This is a genomic window from Avibacterium gallinarum, from assembly GCF_002921135.1.
Taxonomy (GTDB): Bacteria; Pseudomonadota; Gammaproteobacteria; order Enterobacterales; family Pasteurellaceae; genus Avibacterium; species Avibacterium gallinarum.
Genome location: NZ_PQVJ01000054.1, coordinates 1 through 19421 on the forward strand (window position 1 = coordinate 1; position 19421 = coordinate 19421).

Here is a 19421-nt window from a genome sequence, read left to right on the forward strand (position 1 = left end):
TAAAAACTAAGAAAGGGCATCGAAAGATGCCCTTTTGTTTTGCTTGGATTTTGTAATGAAAAATCTGGAAAAAATGACCGCACTTTTGTTATAAAAGAATAAATAAAGTGCGGTATAAATTTTAGGAGTTTTTTCTTTGCGCAGATTTATGTCCCTATTGTATGAAATCACGAAAATTTCTCTCATTTTTAATAGGCAACAAAATAAGAAAATGCTACAATTCCCCGTTCAAAACAGCATCCCGATTTTAATTGAATAATGGATACAATTATGGCGTCAAATATTGATAAAAAGAAACACGCTGAACAAGCGGAACATCTTCAAAAATCGAAAGGACTAAATACCTTTTTATGGCTACTCGGCATTGTCATTATTGCCGTTGCAGCAGTGGGAAATATTTATTTTGCAGATCAATTTTCTACTCCAATCCGCGTGGTTGCGGTAGTGATCTTATTACTTGTTGCTTTGGGAATTTTAGCAATTACTAACCAAGGAACAAAAGCACGAGCCTTTTTAAAAGACTCTAGAACAGAATTAAGAAAAATTGTATGGCCAACACGTTCTGAGGCGATGCAAACAACCTTGATTGTAATGGCTGTTACGATGATTGTTTCCCTAATTTTATGGGGGCTTGATTCTATTATTGTTTCTGTAATTAATTTCTTAACAAATTTGAGGTTCTAAGATGACAGAGAATACTCCAAAAAAACGCTGGTATGTGTTACAAGCATTTTCTGGCTTTGAAGGCCGTGTAGCAGCAACATTACGCGAATATATTAAATTGCACCAAATGGAAGAGCAATTTGGTGAAGTGCTTGTGCCGACAGAAGAAGTGGTTGAGAATGTTGGTGGTAAACGCCGTAAAAGCGAACGTAAATATTTTCCGGGCTATGTATTAGTGCAAATGGAAATGAATGATTACACTTGGCAGCTTGTGCGCAGTGTGCCACGCGTAATGGGCTTTATCGGCGGTACGCCAGATAAGCCTGCTCCGATCAGCAATCGCGAAGCTGATATTATCTTAAATCGCCTTGAGCAAAATTCTGATAAACCGAAACCAAGAACCGTATTCCAACCGGGTGAAGATGTACGTGTTAAAGAAGGTCCATTTGCTGACTTTAACGGAACAGTGGAAGAGGTCGATTACGATAAAGGTCGCCTAAAAGTTTCTGTTTCAATCTTTGGGCGTGCAACACCTGTTGAGTTAGAGTTTGGACAAGTAGAGAAAAATAATTAATAGCAAAAGTGAATTATAGATGGCAAGGTAATACTTGCCATTTTTTAGCCTAATTAAACAGCAATTTTTACTTGGCAACATTCACAAGAATTTGTATAATTCGCAACCTTACGAGCAAACCTTGCTCGTATTTTTATGTAATCGCACTGTTAGGTAATTTTACTATAAGGTGCTTTCAATCACGGGGAGCTGAAAAGCGTTATCACCCATAACGAGGAAATTAAAATGGCAAAGAAAGTTCAAGCCTATATTAAGTTGCAAGTTGCAGCGGGTATGGCTAACCCTTCACCACCAGTTGGTCCTGCATTAGGTCAACAAGGTGTGAACATTATGGAATTCTGTAAAGCATTCAATGCACGTACTGAGAGCTTAGAAAAAGGTTTACCGATTCCAGTAGTGATCACTGTATATGCAGACCGTTCATTCACTTTTGTTACTAAAACTCCACCAGCAGCGGTATTATTGAAAAAAGCAGCTGGCATTAAATCTGGTTCTGGTAAACCGAACAAAGATAAAGTAGGTAAAGTAACTCAAGCACAAATCCGTGAAATCGCAGAAACCAAAGCAGCGGATATGACTGGTGCAACAATCGAAACTAAGATGAAATCTATTGAAGGTACTGCACGTTCAATGGGTTTGGTAGTGGAGGACTAATCAATGGCTAAACTAACCAAACGTATGAAAGCAATCAAAGCGGGTGTTGATTCAACCAAAGCTTATGAAATCAATGATGCGATCGCAGTATTAAAACAATTTACTAGCTCTAAATTCGTAGAAAGCGTTGATGTGGCAGTAAATTTAGGTATTGATGCACGTAAATCTGACCAAAACGTTCGTGGTGCGACTGTATTACCAAACGGTACAGGTCGTAACGTTCGCGTTGCTGTGTTCACTCAAGGTGCTAACGCAGAAGCTGCGAAAGAAGCAGGCGCAGATTTAGTGGGTATGGAAGATTTAGCTGAGCAAATCAAGAAAGGCGAAATGGACTTCGATGTTGTTATCGCTTCTCCTGATGCAATGCGTGTTGTAGGTCAGTTAGGTCAAATCTTAGGGCCACGTGGCTTAATGCCAAACCCGAAAGTGGGTACTGTAACTCCAAATGTTGCTGAAGCAGTGAAAAATGCAAAATCTGGTCAGGTTCGTTACCGCAATGATAAAAGCGGTATCATTCACACCACAATCGGTAAAGCAGATTTCACCCCTGAGCAATTAAAAGAAAACTTACAAGCATTACTAGCCGCCTTAACAAAAGCAAAACCAGCTTCTGCAAAAGGTGTATTCATTAAGAAAGTAAGTCTTTCTACCACTCAAGGTGCAGGCGTTGCAGTAGATCAAAGCAGCCTATAATTTGAGTTTTGAAAACGGCTTGTCAAATGGAATAAGCCGTTTTTTATGATTGGCATTTAGATATAAAAATTAATGGTTAGAACTTTTTGTTTACATTGATTATAAATATATCTATAATGCCCGACCTAAATCTGCTTAGGCAGATTTTTGATGGTGCTTACTATCAAGCCCCGTCCAAGACCGTAGGCGAAATGATGCGAATCATTTCTTAATTTTAACGCCTGCGTAGATGGTGGACAGACAGAATTTTCTGCTTCTGGACACCTTAGCCTCAAAAAAGAAATTGCCTTGCAGTAAAAGTGCGGTGGATTTTTTGAGATTTTTTAGAAGTTCCGCTTAGGCGGAGTGTATCAGGAGCTAACAGCCAATGGCATTAAATCTTCAAGACAAACAAGCAATTGTTGCTGAAGTAAATGAAGCAGCCAAAGGTGCCCTATCAGCAGTTATCGCGGATTCTCGTGGTGTAACCGTTGATAAAATGACTGAATTACGTAAAGCAGCTCGTGAAGCTGGTGTTTCAATGCGTGTTGTGCGTAACACTTTATTACGCCGTGCAGTTGAAGGCACTGATTACGAGTGCTTAAAAGATGCGTTTGTAGGTCCAACACTTATCGCATTCTCTACTGAACACCCAGGTGCAGCAGCACGTTTGTTCAAAGATTTTGCAAAAGCAAATGATAAGTTTGAAATTAAAGGTGCAGCCTTTGAAGGTAAGATCCAAGATGTTGAATTCTTAGCAACATTACCGACTTACGAAGAAGCAATTGCACGTTTAATGGGTACAATGAAAGAAGCTGCGGCAGGCAAACTTGTTCGCACTCTTGCAGCATTACGCGACAAATTACAAGAAGCAGCTTAATCCAAGCGTTTCTTACCAGGTTTAACTTATTTACTTTAGGAATTGATTGTTATGTCATTAACTAACGAACAAATTATTGAAGCGATCGCTTCTAAATCAGTAACTGAAATCGTAGAATTAATCTCTGCGATGGAAGAAAAATTCGGTGTTTCAGCAGCAGCGGCTGCAGTAGCAGTAGCAGCTGGCGGTGACGCTGGTGCAGCAGAAGAAAAAACTGAATTCGATGTAGTTCTTGCAGCAGCAGGTGCTAACAAAGTAGCAGTTATCAAAGCAGTACGTGGTGCAACTGGCTTAGGCTTAAAAGAAGCTAAAGACTTAGTTGAATCTGCTCCAGCAACCTTAAAAGAAGGTGTAGCTAAAGCTGAAGCTGAAGCACTTAAGAAAGAATTAGAAGAAGCTGGCGCACAAGTAGAAATCAAATAATTTTGATTTTTCCGCGACCAATTCTGGTTCTAAAAAACCCCGATAGTGATATCGGGGTTTTTGTTTATATGATTTTTAGTTGCTTGACTTTTATTTATTTATTCTTATATAATATCCAGCCATTTTTAATTCACAAACCTTTTTGGATTAAAAATATACTGAATAATCACCGTTTTGTTGCGTGAATCAGGCTAGTTTTCTGGTAGTTTGATGGCAACCCGCTCATCAGAAGTAAGGTTCAGAGTGCGGTATCTGAAAACGGATTCATCATTGATATGATAAAAATGCGTGAAAAAATCACCGCACTTTTCTTTTATATCAACTCGGTCTCACTAAAATTTACTGAGGAAAACCAATGGGTTACTCCTATACTGAGAAAAAACGTATTCGTAAAGACTTCGGCAAACGTCCGCAAGTTTTAAATGTACCTTATTTATTAACTATTCAACTTGATTCTTTCGATAAATTTATCCAAAGAGATCCAGATGGTCAGCAAGGCTTAGAAGCGGCATTCCGTTCTGTATTTCCAATTGTCAGCAACAATGGCAATACGGAATTACAATATGTGAGCTATCGCTTAGGTGAGCCAGTATTTGACGTACGTGAATGTCAAATTCGCGGCACCACTTATGCTGCACCATTGCGTGTGAAATTACGTCTTGTTAGCTATGACAAAGATGCCGCGCCAGGCACAATTAAAGATATTAAAGAACAAGAAGTTTATATGGGTGAAATCCCATTAATGACAGATAACGGAACATTTGTGATTAATGGTACTGAGCGTGTAATCGTTTCGCAATTACACCGTAGCCCAGGCGTATTCTTTGATAGCGACAAAGGTAAAACGCACTCATCAGGAAAAGTGCTTTATAACGCACGTATTATTCCTTACCGTGGTTCTTGGTTAGATTTTGAGTTTGATCCAAAAGATAACTTATATGCGCGTATTGACCGCCGCCGTAAATTGCCGGCAACCATTATTTTGCGTGCATTAAACTATACAACAGAAGAAATTTTAGACTTATTCTTCGATAAAGTTGTTTTCCAAATTGAAGATAACAAATTATTAATGACCTTAGTGCCAGAAAGATTGCGTGGTGAAACGGCAACTTTCGATATTGTGGCAAATGGAAAAACTTATGTTGAAGTCGGTCGCCGTATTACTGCTCGTCATATCCGCGCCCTTGAAAAAGACAATGTGACTCAGGTTGAAGTGCCAACAGAATACATTGTGGGTAAAGTGGCAGCGAAAGATTATGTTGATCTTGAAACTGGCGAAGTGATTTGTCCTGCCAATGGTGAAATTACGCTAGAGATTTTAGCGAAACTTGCTCAAGCAGGTTACAAAACGATCGAAACCCTATTTACTAACGATTTAGACTACGGCCCATATATTTCAGATACTTTACGCGTAGATCCAACTACTGATCGCTTAAGTGCATTAGTTGAAATCTATCGTATGATGCGTCCAGGTGAGCCGCCAACAAAAGAAGCGGCAGAAGGTTTATTTGATAACCTGTTCTTCTCACCAGATCGCTATGATTTATCTGCGGTAGGTCGTATGAAATTCAACCGCTCTTTAGGCATTGAAGAAACCACTGGCAGCGGCATTTTAAGCAAAGAAGATATCGTTAATGTAATGCGTAAATTAATCGATATCCGTAACGGCCGTGGTGAAGTAGATGATATTGACCACTTAGGTAACCGCCGTATTCGTTCGGTAGGTGAAATGGCAGAAAACCAATTCCGTATTGGTTTAGTGCGTGTTGAGCGTGCGGTGAAAGAGCGTCTTTCTTTAGGCGATCTTGAAGCTGTAACTCCACAAGATTTAATCAATGCCAAACCAATTTCGGCAGCGGTGAAAGAATTCTTTGGTTCATCACAACTTTCTCAGTTTATGGATCAAAATAACCCGCTTTCAGAAGTAACTCATAAACGCCGTATTTCTGCCTTAGGGCCAGGTGGTTTAACCCGTGAACGTGCAGGCTTTGAGGTGCGAGATGTTCACGCAACTCACTATGGTCGTGTGTGTCCAATCGAAACCCCTGAAGGTCCAAACATCGGTTTGATTAACTCTTTAGCGGTGTATGCGCGTACTAACGATTATGGTTTCTTAGAAACACCATATCGCAAAGTGGTAAATGGCCAAGTTACTGAAGAAATTGAATATTTATCGGCCATTGAAGAAGGCAAATATATTATCGCGCAGGCGAACTCAAACTTAGATGATGAATTACGCTTTACCGATACTTTCGTAACCTGTCGTGGTGAGCACGGTGAGTCTGGTTTATATCGTCCAGAAGAAATTCACTATATGGACGTATCCACACAGCAAATTGTTTCTGTGGCAGCAGCGCTTATCCCGTTCCTTGAACACGATGATGCGAACCGTGCTTTGATGGGTGCGAACATGCAACGCCAAGCGGTACCAACCTTGCGTGCAGATAAACCATTAGTCGGTACAGGTATGGAAAAACCGGTGGCGTTAGACTCTGGTGTTGCGGTTGTAGCAAAACGTGGCGGAACAATCCAATATGTTGATGCTTCGCGTATCGTTGTAAAAGTAAACGAAGATGAAACGGTTGCAGGTGAAGCAGGTATTGATATTTACAACCTTGTGAAATATACCCGCTCTAACCAAAATACTTGTATTAACCAAATTCCTTGCGTGAAATTAGGTGAGCCAATTGAACGTGGTGAAATCCTTGCTGATGGTCCTTCAACGGATTTAGGTGAGCTTGCCCTTGGTCAAAATATGCGCGTGGCATTTATGCCTTGGAATGGTTATAACTTCGAAGACTCAATGTTAGTGTCTGAGCGTGTGGTGCAAGAAGATCGTTTCACCACTATTCACATTCAAGAGCTTTCTTGTGTGGCGCGTGATACCAAACTTGGTTCTGAAGAAATCACTGCAGATATTCCAAACGTAGGTGAAGCGGCATTAAGCAAACTTGATGAATCAGGGATTGTATATATCGGTGCGGAAGTAAAAGGCGGCGATATTCTTGTGGGTAAAGTAACACCAAAAGGTGAAACGCAATTAACCCCAGAAGAAAAATTATTACGCGCAATCTTTGGTGAAAAAGCGTCTGATGTAAAAGATTCTTCATTACGCGTACCAAACAGCGTATCAGGTACAGTTATTGACGTTCAAGTGTTCACCCGTGATGGCGTAGAAAAAGATAAACGTGCCTTAGAAATCGAAGAAATGCAGTTGAAACAAGCGAAAAAAGATCTTGTGGAAGAATTAGAGATCTTAGAAGCCGGCTTGTTTGCGCGTGTTCGCAACTTATTGATTTCAGGCGGAATTGATGCAGCGCAATTAGATCAACTAGAACGCACCAAATGGTTAGAACAAACCCTTTCAGACGAAGCGAAACAAAGCCAGTTAGAGCAATTAGCTGAGCAATATGAAGAACTTCGTAAAGACTTTGAGCATAAACTTGAAGTGAAACGCGGCAAAATTATCCAAGGTGATGATCTTGCACCAGGCGTATTGAAAGTGGTGAAAGTGTACCTTGCGGTGAAACGCCAAATCCAACCAGGGGATAAAATGGCGGGTCGTCACGGTAACAAAGGGGTTATCTCAAAAATCAACCCAGTTGAAGATATGCCGTATGACGAAAATGGTCAGCCAGTAGATATCGTATTGAACCCACTGGGCGTACCTTCGCGTATGAATATCGGTCAGATCCTTGAAACGCACTTAGGTTTAGCGGCGAAAGGAATTGGTGATCAAATCAATGCAATGATCAAGCAAAAACAAGATGTTGAGAAATTGCGTGGTTATATCCAAAAAGCCTATGACTTAGGTGGTGGTTCACAAAAAGTGGATCTTTCAACCTTTACCGATGAAGAAGTGATGCGTTTAGCGCAAAACTTACGCAAAGGTTTACCATTGGCAACGCCAGTATTTGATGGTGCGCACGAAGAAGAAATTAAAGGCTTATTAGAGCTAGGTGGGTTGCCAACTTCAGGTCAAATCACCTTATACGATGGTCGCACAGGTGAGAAATTTGAACGTCCAGTAACCGTAGGTTATATGTATATGCTCAAATTGAACCACTTAGTTGATGACAAAATGCACGCGCGTTCAACAGGTTCTTATAGTCTTGTTACGCAGCAACCATTGGGTGGTAAAGCACAGTTCGGTGGTCAGCGTTTCGGTGAGATGGAGGTTTGGGCGCTTGAAGCTTATGGTGCCGCTTACACCTTACAAGAAATGCTTACCGTTAAATCCGATGATGTGAACGGCCGTACGAAGATGTACAAAAACATCGTGAGCGGTAACCAACAAATGGATCCGGGTACACCAGAATCTTTCAACGTAATTATGAAAGAAATTCGTTCACTCGGTATCAACATCGACTTAGACGAAGAATAATCTGATAAGCGAAAGCTAAAGTACGCTCAAGTGCGGTGAAAAAATTCAAAATTTTACACCGCACTTGGATAAGTTTAACTCCGACAGGAGCAAAATCTGTGAAAGACTTAGTTAAGTTTTTAAAAGCACAATCTAAATCCAGCGAAGATTTTGATGTGATCAAAATTGGTTTAGCCTCACCGGATATGATCCGTTCTTGGTCATTTGGTGAAGTTAAGAAACCTGAAACCATCAACTACCGTACGTTTAAACCAGAGCGTGACGGGCTTTTCTGTGCGCGTATTTTCGGGCCAGTAAAAGACTACGAATGTTTATGCGGAAAATATAAACGCTTAAAACACCGTGGAGTAATTTGTGAAAAATGTGGCGTAGAAGTGACACAAGCAAAAGTTCGCCGTGAACGTATGGGTCATATTGAGCTTGCTTCACCTGTTGCTCATATCTGGTTCTTAAAATCTTTACCGTCCCGCATCGGCTTATTATTAGATATGCCATTGCGTGATATTGAACGTGTACTTTATTTTGAATCTTACATTGTTACTGAGCCGGGAATGACCGATCTTGAAAAAGGTCAATTATTAACGGAAGAACAATATATGGACGCAGAAGACCGTTGGGGCGATGAATTTGAAGCCAAAATGGGTGCAGAAGCGATCCAAGCGTTATTGCGTGATATGGATCTAGAAGTGGAATGTGAAACCTTGCGTGAAGAGTTGCAAGAAACCAATTCAGAAACCAAACGCAAAAAAATCACGAAACGCTTAAAATTATTAGAATCTTTCATTCAATCAGGCAATAAACCTGAATGGATGGTGATGACTGTATTGCCAGTCTTGCCACCAGATTTACGTCCATTAGTGCCACTTGATGGCGGACGTTTTGCTACTTCAGATTTGAACGATTTATATCGCCGAGTGATCAACCGTAATAACCGTTTAAAACGCTTATTAGACTTGATCGCGCCAGATATTATCGTGCGTAACGAAAAACGTATGTTACAAGAATCTGTTGATGCGTTATTGGATAATGGTCGCCGTGGCCGTGCAATTACTGGTTCTAACCGCCGTCCATTGAAATCACTTGCGGATATGATCAAAGGTAAACAAGGTCGTTTCCGTCAAAACTTATTGGGTAAACGTGTAGATTACTCAGGCCGTTCTGTAATCACCGTAGGGCCATACTTACATCTACATCAATGTGGTTTACCGAAAAAAATGGCGTTGGAATTATTCCGTCCATTTATTTATGCCAAATTAGAAAGCCGTGGCTTTGCAACTACAATCAAAGCCGCGAAGAAAATGGTTGAGCGTGAAGACGCAATCGTATGGGATATTTTGGCAGAAGTAATTCGTGAACACCCAATCCTATTGAACCGTGCGCCAACCTTGCACCGTTTGGGTATTCAAGCCTTTGAGCCGATCTTAATTGAAGGTAAAGCGATTCAATTACACCCATTAGTGTGTGCGGCGTTCAACGCGGACTTCGATGGTGACCAAATGGCGGTTCACGTGCCATTAACCCTTGAAGCACAGCTTGAAGCGCGTGCCTTGATGATGTCAACCAACAACATTCTTTCACCAGCAAATGGTGAGCCGATTATCGTACCATCACAGGACGTTGTATTAGGTCTTTACTATATGACTCGTGATAAAGTGAACGGTAAAGGCGAAGGAATGTTATTGCAAGATCCACGCGAAGCGGAGAAAGCTTATCGTACAGGTCAAGCGGAATTACATTCTCGTGTGAAAGTGCGTATCACAGAATATGTGAAAGATGCCTCTAACGAATTTGTACCGCAAACCAGCCTTGTGGACACCACAATTGGTCGTGCCATTTTATGGATGATCGCACCAAAAGGTATGCCATTTAGCTTGTTCAACCAAACCTTAGGCAAAAAAGCGATTTCAAAATTAATTAACGAAAGCTATCGCCGTTTAGGATTGAAAGCGAGTGTATTGTTTGCTGACCAAATTATGTACACCGGTTTTGCTTACGCTGCACGTTCTGGTTCATCAGTAGGTATTGATGATATGGTGATCCCAGCGAAGAAATACGAAATTATTTCAGCCGCTGAACAAGAAGTCGCAGAAATCCAAGAGCAATTCCAATCAGGTTTGGTAACAGCAGGTGAGCGTTATAACAAAGTAATCGATATTTGGGCAGCCGCGAATGAACGCGTAGCCAAAGCGATGATGGAAAACCTTTCTCAAGAAGAAGTGGTAAACCGTGAAGGCGAGCTAGAAAAACAAGCTTCATTTAACAGCATCTTTATGATGGCAGATTCTGGAGCGCGTGGTTCTGCCGCACAGATTCGTCAGCTTGCAGGTATGCGTGGTTTGATGGCGCGTCCAGACGGCTCAATTATCGAAACACCAATTACCGCAAACTTCCGTGAAGGCTTGAACGTACTTCAGTACTTTATTTCAACCCACGGTGCGCGTAAAGGTTTGGCGGATACGGCATTAAAAACAGCGAACTCTGGTTACTTAACCCGCCGTTTAGTAGATGTGGCACAAGATTTAGTGATCATCGAAGATGACTGTGGCACTTACGAAGGTATCGTAATGACCCCATTAATCGAAGGGGGAGATGTAAAAGAACCTCTGCGTGATCGTGTATTAGGTCGTGTGGCGGCAGAAGACATCTTAAAACCGGGTACAGATGAAGTTTTAATTCCGCGTAATACCTTATTAGATGAGAAACTTTGTGATCTGATTGATGAAAATTCCGTAGATAGCATCAAGGTGCGCTCTGTTGTAACCTGTGACACCAACTTTGGTGTGTGTGCGAAATGTTACGGACGCGATCTTGCACGCGGACACCTTATCAACCAAGGTGAAGCCGTGGGGGTTATCGCGGCACAATCAATCGGTGAGCCGGGTACACAGCTAACGATGCGTACGTTCCATATTGGTGGTGCGGCATCTGCGGCAGCGAAAGAATCAAGCATTCAAGTTAAGAATAACGGTACTTTACGTTTAGCCAACGTGAAATTCGTGACGAATAAAGAAGGCAAATTGGTCTTAACTTCGCGTAACACGGAATTAACCATTATTGACGCATTTGGTCGTACCAAAGAGCATTATAAAGTGCCTTATGGTGCAGTGTTAAACAAAGCAGATGGCGATGAAGTGAACGCAGGCGAAATCGTAGCGAACTGGGATCCACATACAATGCCAGTGGTTTCTGAAGTATCAGGTTTCGTGAAATTCGTAGATATTACTGACGGTGTAACTGTAACTCGTCAAACTGATGAATTAACTGGTTTATCTTCAATCGTAGTACAAGATGTGGGTGAACGTGCAACAGCAGGTAAGGATTTACGTCCAACCATCAAACTTGTTGATGCGCAAGGCAACGACATTCTTGTTGCAGGTTCAGATATACCAGCACAGTACACTTTACCGGGTAAAGCGATTGTAACTCTTGAAGATGGTGCGGAAGTTCACGTGGGGGATTCCCTTGCACGTATTCCACAAGAATCAGCGGGAACCAAAGATATTACCGGTGGTCTTCCACGCGTAGCGGATCTCTTTGAAGCGCGTAAACCGAAAGAGCCAGCAATCCTAGCGGAAATTTCAGGTATTGTTTCCTTCGGTAAAGAAACCAAAGGTAAACGCCGCTTACTCATCACACCAACTGAGGGTGAAGTGTACGAAGAAATGATTCCAAAATGGCGTCAGCTCAACGTATTTGAAGGCGAAATGGTAGAACGTGGGGATCTCATTTCTGATGGTGCAGAAACGCCACACGATATTCTACGCTTGCGCGGTGTACACGCAGTAACTGATTACATCGTAAACGAAGTGCAAGAAGTTTACCGCTTACAAGGGGTAAAAATTAACGATAAACATATCGAAGTTATCGTTCGCCAAATGTTGCGTAAAGCCATCATTACTAAGGCTTATGACTCTGAGTTCTTAGAGGGTGAGCAAGTGGAAGTGGCACGCGTGAAAATGGTTAACCAAAAACGTGAAGCAGAAGGTAAACCATTGGTTGAGTTTGAGCGTGAGTTATTGGGTATCACCAAAGCCTCATTAGCGACAGAATCCTTTATCTCAGCGGCCTCATTCCAAGAAACCACCCGCGTGCTTACAGAAGCCGCAGTGGCAGGTAAACGCGATGAATTGCGTGGCTTGAAAGAGAACGTTATCGTTGGTCGTTTGATTCCAGCAGGTACAGGTTTTGCGTATCACCAACAACGCCAGAAAAACCGTGCAGCAGGTATCATTGAACCTGAACAGCCAACCAAAGCATCAACTATCTCTGATGAAGAAATTGCGTCAGAATTTACCTTCACTGCAGACGATGCAACCGCAAGTCTTGCTGAAATGTTAAATATGGCAGAAGATGCAGAATAATCGCTAACAAGCAACCAAAAGCCCGAACATCGTGTCGGGCTTTTTTATTTGCACGAATAAATAAGTGCGGTGAAAAAATCACAAATTTTCTACCGCACTTAGCAAATAAACCAATTTTAATAATGGATAGAACAGAAGATATTGGCTGGTATTACCGAGTTTTGTATGTTTAACAAAGCACATAAAGAGCGGTGAAAAATTCATAAATTTTCCACCGCTCTTAAAAAATTATCTTAGCCAAACTTTTCCACTTAATTTCTATAAAATTGCTTTATTTTCAAAGCAATATCAAGCATAATCCGCCCTTTGATTTTATTAACAAACTAGGAAAACAAATGACAACTCAAACAACAGAAAAATTGGCAAACCCAGGCCCATTAGGGTTATGCGGTTTTGCTTTAACTACTTGGCTATTAAGTTTAATTAACGCAGGCATTTTTGATAAACAAGACGGCATTTCTATTGTGCTTGCAATGGCATTCGCATTTGGTGGAACGGCACAATTAATCGCAGGCATTATGGAATACCGCAAAGGCAACACCTTTGGTTTCACTGCCTTTATCAGCTACGGATCATTTTGGTGGTCTTGGGCATTGTTCGTACAATTTATGCCAACAGCCAGCCCTGCATTTTTAGGCTGCTATTTAGCCGCGTGGGGAACATTCACCTTAATGATGTTCATCGCCTCTTTCAGCAAACCCAAAGCATTGCGTGTAGTGTTCTTTTTCTTAGTATTAACGTTCTACGCACTAGCTATCGGTGATGGTTTTGGCTATCACGGTTTAGTACAAATCGGCGGCTGCCTAGGCCTAATCACTGCACTCAGCGCTTTCTACCTCGCCGCTGCAGAAATGATTAACGAAAATTTCGGTAGAGAGGTTTTACCGATTTAATATGTAAAAGTAGTGCGGAAACGCACTATTTTTTTGCGTAAATTTTTAATAGTTTTTCATTGATAAAGCGGTAAAATACCCCAAACCCTAATAAGGTTAAACTATTAATCCCCTTAAGCGATTAAACTAACAACCAAAACCAAAGTGCGGTGGAATTTTTATGAGTTTTTCAATGCGACCTGTTGAGCCAACAACACAAGGTGCTTGGCTTTTAACCCAAGGATCGAATATTTTTCTTATCGAGGGAAAATTGCCCGAAGGAAAGGCGGAAGATTTTCAATTAACGGGGCGTTTGGCGATGGAAATCGGGCGCTGGAATGGCACACCACTTTGGCTTGTTGCAGAGCGGGAAGAAGAGCAGAGAGCAGAGCAGGACGATGGTCGAGAATATACTTCATTGCGTAGCCAGCTTCATTTGCCAGAAGCACAATTTAATTTGCTCAATCGTGCCGTGGAGATTAATCATTTTCTGAAAACCCATCGCTTTTGTGGGAAGTGCGGTTCAAAAATGGCAATGACAAAAGAAGAATTGGCCGTACAGTGTGAAAATTCTGCCTGTGGATACCGCACTTATCCCGTGATTTGCCCTTCGATTATTGTGGCAGTTCGCCGTGGTAGGCAGATTTTGCTCGCCAATCATCAGCGTCATCAACAGGAAAAAATGTACACCACATTGGCGGGATTTGTAGAAGTGGGGGAAAGTTTTGAGCAAACAGTGCAACGCGAAGTGTTTGAAGAAACCGGGATTCAGGTAAAAAATATTCGCTATTTTGGCAGCCAGCCTTGGGCGTTCCCCAATTCTCAAATGGTGGGATTTTTAGCCGATTATGCTGCGGGGGAAATCCGCTTGCAAGAAGCAGAACTGCAAGATGCCCAATGGTTTGATTATGATAAACCCTTGCCAAATTTGCCGCCACAAGGCACTATTGCGTTGAAATTAATTAATGCCACACTGGCACTTTGTGCCGATGATGATAAAAGTGCGGTAGAAAAATAAAGGAATTTAAGATGTTTGAATTAAAAAATGATCGTTATTTGCGTGCGCTTTTGCGCGAGCCTGTGGATATGACCCCCGTTTGGATGATGCGTCAAGCAGGGCGTTATTTGCCAGAATACAAAGCCACGCGTGCGCAAGCAGGGGATTTTATGTCCCTTTGTCGTAATGCAGAGTTGGCTTGCGAAGTGACACTACAACCTTTACGCCGCTATGATTTAGATGCCGCCATTTTGTTTTCTGATATTCTCACCATTCCTGATGCAATGGGGCTAGGCTTGAGCTTTGGCGCAGGTGAAGGGCCTAAATTTGCGCGCCCTATCGAAAATAAAAGTGCGGTGGAAAATTTGCCAATTCCTGATCCGGAACAAGAATTGCAATATGTGATGAATGCGGTGCGCACCATTCGCCGTGAACTCAAAGGCGAAGTGCCGTTGATCGGTTTTTCTGGTAGCCCTTGGACGCTTGCCACCTATATGGTGGAAGGGGGCAGTAGCAAGGCTTTCACAAAAATCAAAAAAATGCTTTATACCGATCCACAAACCCTGCATTTGTTACTTGACAAATTAGCGGATTCCGTTGCCCTTTATCTCAATGCACAAATCAAAGCGGGTGCGCAATCGGTGATGATTTTTGATACTTGGGGCGGCGTGCTAGCTCATCGTGAATACCTTGAATTCTCGCTGCAATATATGCAAAAAATTGTGGAAAATCTCATTCGTCATAATGAAGGGCGTAAAGTACCAGTGACTCTCTTCACCAAAGGTGGCGGTTTATGGTTAGAACATATTGCCAATACTGGTTGTGATGCGGTTGGCTTAGATTGGACGGTGGATCTTGCAGACGCCAAAAAACGTATCGGGCATAAAGTGGCGCTACAAGGCAATATGGATCCTTCCGTGCTTTATGCTTCACCAGAGCGCATTGAACAAGAAGTGCGGTCGATTTTAGCGGATTTTGGCGAAGGCAGCGGCCACGTTTTCAATCTCGGACACGGCATTCATCAAGATGTGCCAGAAATTAGCCCGAAAATTTTTGTGGACGCAATCCATCAATATTCTCAGCCTTACCACAAATGAGGATCAACAATGCGAAATCCTATTCATAAACGCTTAGAAAATTTAGCCAGTTGGCAACATCTCACTTTTATGGCCAGTCTGTGTGAGCGAATGTTGCCGAATTTTCAGCTTTTTTGCCAAGTTACAGAACAGCCTGCACAAAGCCGAATTTACCAAAATATTCTAAATTTAACCTGGGAATATTTAACCGTGAAAGATGCCCACATCAATTTTGATAATCAGCTCGAAAAATTTGAGGCGATTATCCCTGATGTGAATAATTATGATTTTTACGGCGTTGTACCTGCGATTGAAGCGTGCGAAGCACTTTCTGAATTATTGCATAGCCTAATTGCAGGCGAAACCTTAGAGCACGCCGTGCAAGTGAGCTTGATTTCTTTGCAAACCGTTATCGGATTATTGGAAACCAATTTAGACCGAGAATTATCCGAACAAGAACTCAAGGCAAGTGAAGAAATTGAACAAGAATTAGATGTGCAATGGCAGATCTACCGTACGCTGCGAGAGTGCGAAGAACGCGATGTTTCCTTGATTTTAGCGCTTAAAAATGAAATTCGCGCAGAAGGAATCTCAAATATTGGTATAGAAATTAGTCAATAATGTGATTTAGATTACATTTTTGCTATTTATTGCTTTGCTTTATATAGAAGTTGATTTATTCTTTACCACACTGTGCATACAGTATTTATTATTGACTTAGGCGTTAGGCGTATCCTAACACTCTTAATTTAATCAAAAAATAGAGAAGGTACTAATTTATGAACAAAACGGATTTAATTGATGCAATTGCAAGTGCAGCAGAGTTAAACAAAAAACAAGCTAAAGCTGCATTAGAAGCAACTTTAGATGCTATCGCAGGTAGCTTAAAAGCAGGTCAGCCAGTTCAATTAATCGGCTTTGGTACATTCAAAGTGAACGAGCGTAAAGCGCGCACAGGTCGTAATCCACAAACTGGAGCAGAAATCCAAATTGCAGCATCTAAAGTGCCTGCATTCGTTGCTGGTAAAGCATTAAAAGACGCGATCAAATAATTAATTGCCCTTATTTTTCTAACCCTGCCTAATGCAGGGTTTTTTGTTTATACGATTTAAAACAGTTGTTTTGTTTTCCTTAACGAATTTTCTATTTACATTTCCCTTTTCTTTCTATAATATTCCGAATCGAAATTTAGATCTAATTTAAGATTATGAAACGAAACATTCAGCCCAGAAATACGCAACAACGCCGTCATCGCATTGTGCAATTATTACAAAGCCAAGGCGAAGTGAGCGTGGAACAGCTAGTTCAGTTATTTGAAACTTCAGAAGTAACAATTCGCAAAGATTTAACCGCACTTGAAGCCAATGGTGTGTTGGTACGCCGCTATGGTGGGGCGATTTTAATGCCGCAAGAGTTGCTTGATGAAAGCCAAGATGAACATCTTTCAAAACGAAAGTTAGCGATTGCGAAAAAAGCGGCGGAACGTATTGCGGATCATAATCGCATTATTATTGATAGCGGTAGCACCACTGCGGCGCTGATCAATCAGCTCAATAAAAAGCAAGGCTTGGTGGTGATGACGAACTCTCTTTCCGTTGCCACCCAATTGCGCGCTTTAGAAAATGAGCCAACGCTGTTGATGACAGGGGGAACTTGGGACACTCGTTCTGAATCTTTCCAAGGGCAAGTGGCGGCGCAAGTGTTGCGTTCATACAATTTTGATCAGCTTTTTATTGGCGCGGACGGCATAGATTTAGAGCGTGGCACGACCACCTTTAATGAATTAGTGGATTTAAGCCGTGTAATGGCGGAAGTTTCCCGTGAAGTTATTGTGATGGCGGAATCACAAAAAATCGGCAGAAAAATGCCAAATATCGAATTAACTTGGCAGCAAATTGATGTGTTAGTCACGGACGATTTGCTCGCCGCTGAAATTAAACAACAAATTGAAGCACAAGGCGTGGAAGTGATCTGCGCAAGTGCGGTGTAAATTTTTCAACTTTTTTATTTTCTAACCAGAGAGGACATTTTATGTGTGGAATTGTGGGTGCAGTAGCACAACGTGATGTAGCAGAAATTTTAGTCAATGGCTTACATCGTTTAGAATACCGTGGTTATGATTCAGCGGGTATTGCGGTGCTAGATGCAAATCATAATATGCAAATCGTACGCCGTGTAGGTAAAGTAAAAGCTTTAGATGAAGCCCTTGAAGCACACCCAATTTTAGGTGGCACAGGGATCGCGCACACTCGTTGGGCAACGCACGGTGAACCTTCAGAAGCCAACGCTCACCCACATCGTTCTGGCAAAATTGCGGTGGTTCACAATGGAATTATCGAAAACTACGAAGAATTGCGTGAAGAATTACAAAAACGCGGTTATGAATTCCTTTCGCAAACCGACACCGAAGTGATTGCCCACTTAGTGGAATGGGAATACCGCAGCGCTAGCTCATTATTAGAAGCGGTACAAAAAACCGTGGCACAATTGCGCGGCGCTTACGGTACGGTAGTAATGCACCAAGATGAACCTGAACATTTAGTGGTTGCGCGTTCTGGCAGCCCATTGGTTATCGGTTTAGGCGTGGGTGAAAACTTCCTTGCTTCCGATCCTTTAGCGCTATTAAGCGTAACGCGCCGTTTCATTTATTTAGAAGAAGGCGATGTGGCGGAAATTTCTCGCCGTGATGTACAAATTTTTGATGCGCAAGGCAATGCCGTTGAGCGTGAAATGCACGAAGGGCATTTTGAAGCCGATGCAGCAGACAAAGGGCAATATCGCCACTATATGCAAAAAGAAATTTTTGAACAACCTGTTGCGATTATGAACACCTTAGATGGCCGTATTGTTAATGGTAAAGTCAATATTGATGCCATTGGCCCTAATGCAGCAGAAATCTTGAAAAAAGTGGAACACGTTCAAATTGTGGCGTGCGGAACGTCATACAATGCGGGAATGGTGGCACGCTATTGGTTTGAATCCATTGCTGGCGTAAGCTGTGATGTGGAAATTGCGTCAGAATTCCGCTATCGCAAATTTGTTACTCGTCCAAATAGCCTGCTTATCACCCTTTCTCAATCGGGCGAAACCGCAGATACCTTGGCCGCATTACGCTTAGCCAAAGAATCAGGCTATATGACGGCAATGACAATCTGTAACGTGGCAAGTTCTTCTTTAGTGCGTGAATCAGATTTCGCCTTTATGACCCGTGCGGGCGTGGAAATTGGCGTGGCATCAACCAAAGCCTTCACCACTCAATTAACCTGTTTATTATTATTAAATGCGGCAATCGGACGCTTAAAAGGCACAGTGAGCGAAGAGCAAGAACATCACATTGTACAGACTTTACAACGTTTGCCAGCGCAAATTGAAAGCGCATTAGTTTACGATAAACAAATTGAAAAATTATCTGAAGATTTTGCTGATAAACACCACACCCTATTCTTAGGACGTGGCGAGTTTTACCCAATCGCAATGGAATCTGCCTTGAAATTGAAAGAAATTTCCTACATTCACGCAGAAGCCTATGCAGCTGGAGAATTAAAACACGGCCCACTGGCTTTAATTGATAGCGATATGCCTGTGATTGTGGTTGCGCCAGAAAATGATTTACTTGAAAAAGTGAAATCAAACATTGAAGAAGTGCGCGCCCGTGGCGGTCAGCTTTATATCTTTGCTGATCACGATGCCGGTTTTAGCGATGGTGAAGATTTCAAAACTATCGTGTTACCGAAAGTGGACGAAGTAACTGCACCAATTTTCTACACTGTGCCGTTACAACTGCTTTCTTACCATATTGCCTTAATCAAAGGCACAGACGTGGATCAACCGCGTAACCTTGCGAAAGCGGTAACGGTGGAATAAT

At 41.9% G+C, this 19421-nt stretch carries 16 protein-coding genes; 15 read left to right on the forward strand and 1 reads right to left on the reverse strand.

All coding sequences use genetic code 11. The annotated features are described in order from the left end of the window. Positions 1 to 270 precede the first annotated feature (270 nt). From secE to rpoC, 8 genes are all read left to right on the forward strand, one after another. Positions 271 to 684 (forward strand): preprotein translocase subunit SecE, encoded by a 414-nt coding sequence (secE, locus tag C3007_RS10715; RefSeq protein ID WP_103854411.1) that lies wholly within the window; start codon positions 271 to 273, stop codon positions 682 to 684. A 1-nt stretch (position 685) separates the two neighbouring features. Next, complete coding sequence (nusG, locus tag C3007_RS10720; RefSeq protein ID WP_103854412.1) at positions 686 to 1237, forward strand: transcription termination/antitermination protein NusG; 552 nt, start codon at positions 686 to 688, stop codon at positions 1235 to 1237. 225 nt (positions 1238 to 1462) lie between these two features. Then, the gene (gene rplK / locus C3007_RS10725) at positions 1463 to 1891 is read left to right on the forward strand and encodes a 50S ribosomal protein L11 (protein ID WP_103854413.1); all 429 of its coding nucleotides are present in this window, start codon (positions 1463 to 1465) and stop codon (positions 1889 to 1891) included. Between the two features lie 3 nt (positions 1892 to 1894). Next, entirely contained in the window at positions 1895 to 2584 is a 690-nt protein-coding gene (gene rplA, locus C3007_RS10730; protein ID WP_103854414.1) for a 50S ribosomal protein L1, read from the forward strand. A gap of 367 nt (positions 2585 to 2951) precedes the next feature. Then, positions 2952 to 3443, forward strand: a complete 492-nt coding sequence (rplJ, locus tag C3007_RS10735) for a 50S ribosomal protein L10 (protein ID WP_103854415.1) — start codon at positions 2952 to 2954, stop codon at positions 3441 to 3443. Between the two features lie 51 nt (positions 3444 to 3494). Further along, positions 3495 to 3866, forward strand: coding sequence for a 50S ribosomal protein L7/L12 (gene rplL / locus C3007_RS10740; protein ID WP_103854416.1), 372 nt, complete (start codon positions 3495 to 3497; stop codon positions 3864 to 3866). Between the two features lie 355 nt (positions 3867 to 4221). Further along, complete coding sequence (gene rpoB, locus C3007_RS10745; protein WP_103854417.1) at positions 4222 to 8250, forward strand: DNA-directed RNA polymerase subunit beta; 4029 nt, start codon at positions 4222 to 4224, stop codon at positions 8248 to 8250. Between the two features lie 98 nt (positions 8251 to 8348). Then, positions 8349 to 12611, forward strand: a complete 4263-nt coding sequence (gene rpoC, locus C3007_RS10750; RefSeq protein WP_103854418.1) for a DNA-directed RNA polymerase subunit beta' — start codon at positions 8349 to 8351, stop codon at positions 12609 to 12611. Positions 12612 to 12689: 78 nt separating this feature from the next. Here rpoC and C3007_RS11810 read toward each other — a convergent pair whose 3' ends face one another. Next, positions 12690 to 12815, reverse strand: a complete 126-nt coding sequence (locus C3007_RS11810) for a hypothetical protein (protein WP_279325043.1) — start codon at positions 12813 to 12815, stop codon at positions 12690 to 12692. 110 nt (positions 12816 to 12925) lie between these two features. On the opposite strand from C3007_RS11810, the gene C3007_RS10755 reads away from it, so the two are divergent. From C3007_RS10755 to glmS, 7 genes are all read left to right on the forward strand, one after another. Further along, positions 12926 to 13504 (forward strand): acetate uptake transporter, encoded by a 579-nt coding sequence (locus C3007_RS10755; protein ID WP_341476370.1) that lies wholly within the window; start codon positions 12926 to 12928, stop codon positions 13502 to 13504. Positions 13505 to 13676: 172 nt separating this feature from the next. Continuing rightward, a complete protein-coding gene (nudC, locus tag C3007_RS10760; protein WP_103854443.1) occupies positions 13677 to 14501 on the forward strand; it encodes an NAD(+) diphosphatase in 825 nt (274 codons plus the stop codon). A gap of 11 nt (positions 14502 to 14512) precedes the next feature. Beyond that, the gene (gene hemE / locus C3007_RS10765; protein ID WP_103854420.1) at positions 14513 to 15577 is read left to right on the forward strand and encodes a uroporphyrinogen decarboxylase; all 1065 of its coding nucleotides are present in this window, start codon (positions 14513 to 14515) and stop codon (positions 15575 to 15577) included. A gap of 9 nt (positions 15578 to 15586) precedes the next feature. Then, complete coding sequence (locus C3007_RS10770) at positions 15587 to 16177, forward strand: YjaG family protein (protein ID WP_103854421.1); 591 nt, start codon at positions 15587 to 15589, stop codon at positions 16175 to 16177. Between the two features lie 158 nt (positions 16178 to 16335). Then, the gene (locus C3007_RS10775) at positions 16336 to 16608 is read left to right on the forward strand and encodes an HU family DNA-binding protein (RefSeq protein ID WP_017805492.1); all 273 of its coding nucleotides are present in this window, start codon (positions 16336 to 16338) and stop codon (positions 16606 to 16608) included. 155 nt (positions 16609 to 16763) lie between these two features. Continuing rightward, on the forward strand, positions 16764 to 17546 hold the full coding sequence (locus C3007_RS10780; RefSeq protein ID WP_103854422.1) for a DeoR/GlpR family DNA-binding transcription regulator: 783 nt from the start codon (positions 16764 to 16766) through the stop codon (positions 17544 to 17546). A 41-nt stretch (positions 17547 to 17587) separates the two neighbouring features. Continuing rightward, the gene (gene glmS, locus C3007_RS10785; protein WP_103854423.1) at positions 17588 to 19420 is read left to right on the forward strand and encodes a glutamine--fructose-6-phosphate transaminase (isomerizing); all 1833 of its coding nucleotides are present in this window, start codon (positions 17588 to 17590) and stop codon (positions 19418 to 19420) included. The last annotated feature ends 1 nt before the right edge of the window (position 19421 follow it).

What these genes read in the sequence shown, in the direction of transcription:
- C3007_RS10775 (WP_017805492.1), top strand. Translation starts at nt 16,336, where the DNA reads ATGAACAAAACGGATTTAATTGATGCAATTGCAAGTGCAGCAGAGTTA.
- rplA (WP_103854414.1), top strand. Translation starts at nt 1,895, where the DNA reads ATGGCTAAACTAACCAAACGTATGAAAGCAATCAAAGCGGGTGTTGAT.
- nusG (WP_103854412.1), top strand. Translation starts at nt 686, where the DNA reads ATGACAGAGAATACTCCAAAAAAACGCTGGTATGTGTTACAAGCATTT.
- C3007_RS10780 (WP_103854422.1), top strand. Translation starts at nt 16,764, where the DNA reads ATGAAACGAAACATTCAGCCCAGAAATACGCAACAACGCCGTCATCGC.
- rplJ (WP_103854415.1), top strand. Translation starts at nt 2,952, where the DNA reads ATGGCATTAAATCTTCAAGACAAACAAGCAATTGTTGCTGAAGTAAAT.
- secE (WP_103854411.1), top strand. Translation starts at nt 271, where the DNA reads ATGGCGTCAAATATTGATAAAAAGAAACACGCTGAACAAGCGGAACAT.
- rpoB (WP_103854417.1), top strand. Translation starts at nt 4,222, where the DNA reads ATGGGTTACTCCTATACTGAGAAAAAACGTATTCGTAAAGACTTCGGC.
- rplK (WP_103854413.1), top strand. Translation starts at nt 1,463, where the DNA reads ATGGCAAAGAAAGTTCAAGCCTATATTAAGTTGCAAGTTGCAGCGGGT.
- hemE (WP_103854420.1), top strand. Translation starts at nt 14,513, where the DNA reads ATGTTTGAATTAAAAAATGATCGTTATTTGCGTGCGCTTTTGCGCGAG.
- C3007_RS10770 (WP_103854421.1), top strand. Translation starts at nt 15,587, where the DNA reads ATGCGAAATCCTATTCATAAACGCTTAGAAAATTTAGCCAGTTGGCAA.
- nudC (WP_103854443.1), top strand. Translation starts at nt 13,677, where the DNA reads ATGCGACCTGTTGAGCCAACAACACAAGGTGCTTGGCTTTTAACCCAA.
- rplL (WP_103854416.1), top strand. Translation starts at nt 3,495, where the DNA reads ATGTCATTAACTAACGAACAAATTATTGAAGCGATCGCTTCTAAATCA.
- glmS (WP_103854423.1), top strand. Translation starts at nt 17,588, where the DNA reads ATGTGTGGAATTGTGGGTGCAGTAGCACAACGTGATGTAGCAGAAATT.
- C3007_RS11810 (WP_279325043.1), bottom strand. Translation starts at nt 12,815, where the DNA reads ATGAATTTTTCACCGCTCTTTATGTGCTTTGTTAAACATACAAAACTC.